The organism is Bradyrhizobium sp., assembly GCF_049581145.1.
In the GTDB taxonomy this organism is placed as follows: Bacteria; Pseudomonadota; Alphaproteobacteria; order Rhizobiales; family Xanthobacteraceae; genus Bradyrhizobium.
Map to the genome: position 1 here is coordinate 1 of NZ_JBAURI010000299.1, position 3,816 is coordinate 3,816.

At 58.7% G+C, this 3,816-nt stretch carries 1 protein-coding gene and 3 pseudogenes; 3 read left to right on the top strand and 1 reads right to left on the bottom strand.

Annotation, left to right across the window (positions count from 1 at the left end; genetic code table 11):
* On the bottom strand, positions 1-1,962 hold a 1,962-nt coding region (locus WCB02_RS09960), incomplete at its 3' end, for an ATP-binding protein (RefSeq protein ID WP_423957883.1).
* A gap of 383 nt (positions 1,963-2,345) precedes the next feature.
* Here WCB02_RS09960 and WCB02_RS09965 point away from each other — a divergent pair.
* The 3 pseudogenes from WCB02_RS09965 to WCB02_RS09975 form a co-directional block, all read left to right on the top strand.
* Positions 2,346-2,447 (top strand): annotated as a pseudogene (locus tag WCB02_RS09965) (ISAzo13-like element transposase-related protein); the annotation flags it as partial.
* Between the two features lie 11 nt (positions 2,448-2,458).
* Positions 2,459-2,893, top strand: a pseudogene (locus WCB02_RS09970) (ISAs1 family transposase); the annotation flags it as partial.
* Between the two features lie 566 nt (positions 2,894-3,459).
* Positions 3,460-3,638, top strand: a pseudogene (locus WCB02_RS09975) (alpha/beta hydrolase); the annotation flags it as partial.
* Positions 3,639-3,816: the final 178 nt, after the last annotated feature.

Genomic DNA, 3,816 nt, shown 5'->3' on the forward strand with positions numbered 1-3,816 from the left:
CGAGGTTTCGAGAACGATCGCCAATGTTTCCGTGTCGGCGGCGGCGCCGAGACAGGCGAACTGCTCCAGCGCCCGCCGTGTATCTTCCGAAAGGCGGACTAGCCTTCCGACCATGAGGTCCACGACATTATCAGTGTATCCCTTGGCGCGGAGACGCTCGATGTCCCACGACCAGCGTCCTGCGCCGGCATCGAAGGTGAGCAATCCTTCATCGGCGAGCGCGTTCAGAAACTGAATGGCGAAAAACGGGTTGCCGGCAGTCTTGTCCTGCACCAGATTGGCCAGCGGCAAGGCGCGCGCCGGTTCGCATCGAAGGGTATCCGTGATCAGTTCGCTGAGGTGCCCATGACTCAGCGGTCCCAGCGGGATCTGCTGCACGCGCGCTCCGGCCTGGCGAATTGCCTCGAGCTTGCGCATGAACGGATGTGAGGCGCCCACTTCGTTGTCGCGGTAGGCGCCAATTAGCATCAGATGTCTTAGTTCCGGCTGAGTCAGCAGATCTTCGATTAGGTCGAGCGTTGCGGCGTCCAGCCATTGCAGATCATCGAGGAATAACGCGAGTGGATGTTCTGGTTGGGCGAAAACGCCGAGGAAGCGACGGAATACTCGTTGGAATCGGTGTTGCGCGTCTTTGGGGTTGAGTTCGGAGACCGGGGCTTGATCGCTGATGACAAGGCCCAACTCGGGGACCAGATCGACGATTAGTTGCCCGTTATCGCCGAGCGCTTCCCGAAAGGCGTCCCGCCAACCGGCCAACTCCAGATCACTCTTGCTTAGCAGCGTTTGGATCAACCCACGAAAGGCCTGCGCCAGGGTCGCGTACGGAATGTCACGCTTATACTGATCGAACTTGCCACATGCAAAAAGCGCGCGGGACGATACCAGCTCCTTATGCAGTTCACTCACGATGGACGATTTGCCAATGCCGGAATAGCCCGACACCAGCACCAGCTCAGGAGTTCCGTCTTTGACGACGCGATCGAACGAGGCCAGCAGCGTCTCGATCTCGCGCTCGCGACCATAAAACTTCTCGGGGATGGTCAACCGGTCGGAGGCGTCGCGCTGGCCGAGCGGAAACGCTTCGACGCGGCCGCGAGCTTCAAGCTCGGCGAGGCAGCGCCGCAAATCCCGCACGAGCCCGGTCGCGGTCTGATATCGATCCTCAGCGGTCTTGGCGAGCAGCTTCATGATGATGGCCGAGACGATCTGGGGCACGCCCGTCACGCGTTCGGCCGGTGCCACCGGCTGTCGCGCGATATGGCAATGCACCCATTCAATCGGGTCAGCCGCGGCGAACGGCAGCGAACCCGTGAGCATCTGGTAAAGAATGACGCCGAGCGCATAGAGATCGCTGCGGGAATCGAGGGATCTGTTCATCCAGCCGGTCTGTTCCGGCGGCATGTAAGCCAACGTGCCGGCGATGGTTTCGGCGGGCTGGATGGTTAGCCGTTCACGCCGGAGCCGCGAAGCGAGGCCGAAGGCGGTGAACCTGATCGCGCCTGTCGTTCGGTTCAGCAAGATGTTGGCGGGTTTCAGATCCTTATGGATCAGACCGGACTGATGCACTCGCCCCAAAGCCTGCGCGATGCTGATAGCAAGGCGCAGGAATCGTGCCGTCTCCATCGGCCCGTTGAGCAGGCGCTCCAGCGGCTCGCCGCCGGGATCCTCCAGCACCAGCATGGTCCGGCCGCTTTCCCTGACGAGCTCGATTGGCCTGCAAGCCCACGCTCGGTCCAGTTCATTCCTCAATCCGAATTCGTGGGCGAGCCGATCCAGCGTGGCTGGTAGGGGATGCTCTGCGGCGGGCACCACGATCAGCACATCAGGCAGATCGCCGCCGGCCGGGCGCTTTACCCTGTAGAAGATGCGCTCGCCGTCAATCGATAGGACACGCGAGACGTTTTTTGAATTCGCGCCAAATAGACCGGAGGAATATAGCCACTGCGCCTCGTCGCTTGTCATTCAGCCATCTCGATCCCTGAAGTGACGCTTCTTGGATACGCCGGCCATCTGCTTCGTGCACCCGCACCGTTCCATTTGTCCGATGGCCGAGCTTAAGGATGAGCGGGGCTGCGCTCTACGCCTCGAAACGATCTTGGCCCAGTCGAGTGACTTGTTCAATAAATCGGGCTGTTGGCCTCTCCAACCGTATTTACGAAAATTTATACCGATTTATCTTCTGCCAGAGGCTCACGAGATTGCGATCGGGTCGCTCGTGAGGGCGTTGTCGCGGTCGGCGAGCGCTGTTCTATCGGCAGATTGAAGCGGACACAGCCCCCTGCGGTTCGTTTGGCGTAATCCACAACTCCCGCCATGAGCTTTTAAAATGAACTAGCAAATCGAAAGAAGCGCTCGCGGCAGGCGAGCCGGCGATCTCGGTCGACACCAAGAAGAAGGAGCTTGTCGGCGATTCCAAGAACGCTGGATGCGAATGGCGACCGAAAGGCTCAAACAAGCCACGACCAAGGACGCCGATCACGGCCGCAAGGAAACCCGAACGGCGATCGTTACTTCCGTCAAGGATATGGACGAAAAGCACGACTCTCCAGGTCTCAAGGCCGTGGCGCGGATCACCAACAAGCGTGGACGCGACAAGACCGTCCAGCGTTACTTCCTTCTGAGCAGGTGCTACACGCCTGCAGAACTGATGCGCATCGTTTGCGAACATTGGGGCATCGAAAACGTTCTGCGCTAGACGCTCGACGTCGTTCTCGACGAGGATCAGGCGCGGAGCCGAAAGGACCATGCTCCCGCCAACCTTGCCGTTTGGCGGCGACTCGCTCTCAATATTGCTCGCGCTCATCCAGATACAAAGACCTCGTTGCGCGGCAAGCTCAAAAGCGCTGCCTGGGACGACAGCTTCCTCGTCGATATGCTCCTCAACATGCGATAGCCCTGCCGAAAGCCGGGGTCGCTTATCGCCGCCTCGAACGGCAGCGAATAAGCCTCGTCAGATTGCCTTGCTAAACGATAGCCAGGCGACAGATTTCCAACTTCGAGGAGGTGAATTGGAATCCGATGATGGAAATCGGTCGCTTTCCTCCGCTCTCGCCTGACCGAGAGAAGCGGCAACACCTCGTTCCGATCAAGTCCCTTAAGTCCTTAAGTGGCTACAAACGTTTTGAATTTCGAGGACCGTACCAAACTGAGGGAGTCCAGAGCTTGGGAGAGAAACAGGTCCTTTCGGAGAACAATAGGCCAGCTCTGCCGATCGGGAGTACGGAGCTCAAATGAGAAATCGCTGCTGTTACTGGGCTTATTTGCGGAGCAGTCCACCCGGAGGATAGTTAACCTTGAGCAAACTGGCGAAGGGAGAAGAACGGGTATCGAACGTTCTCCGCGCAGACCAGAATAGTCCATAGGATCCGCGCGATTCCGACCCTAAAAACCAGGACGACAACCAAAGCTCTCCGGTTAGACCGGGAGATGCTCTCCACGGCCCCGAAGCCTCCCTATCCTCACGACACCGTCGATCCGCTGGTGCATCCGAAGGGCGGCTCGGATACAGCGGCCTTCGTCCCTGGCGCGAGGCTCATGATGATCGAGGGCATAGGACACGCAATCCCGTGCCGATGTGGCCGCGGATTATCGGCGCAATCGACCAGCATGTGCACGGCGCGTCAGCGCAAGTGACATAGGAGATCTTGCCTAGGAGCCTGTCCATTTAATCAAAAGTTGCAGAGCCGAGTAGAATGGAATTCTTGTTTGCGCCCATCTGGCCCACGCCAAGAGAAATGTTGACTCCGAATAGCACATTTCGGAGAAGTGGTTTCTCGTCGAACTCGACCAAAACGATTAAATGGACAGGCTCCTAGC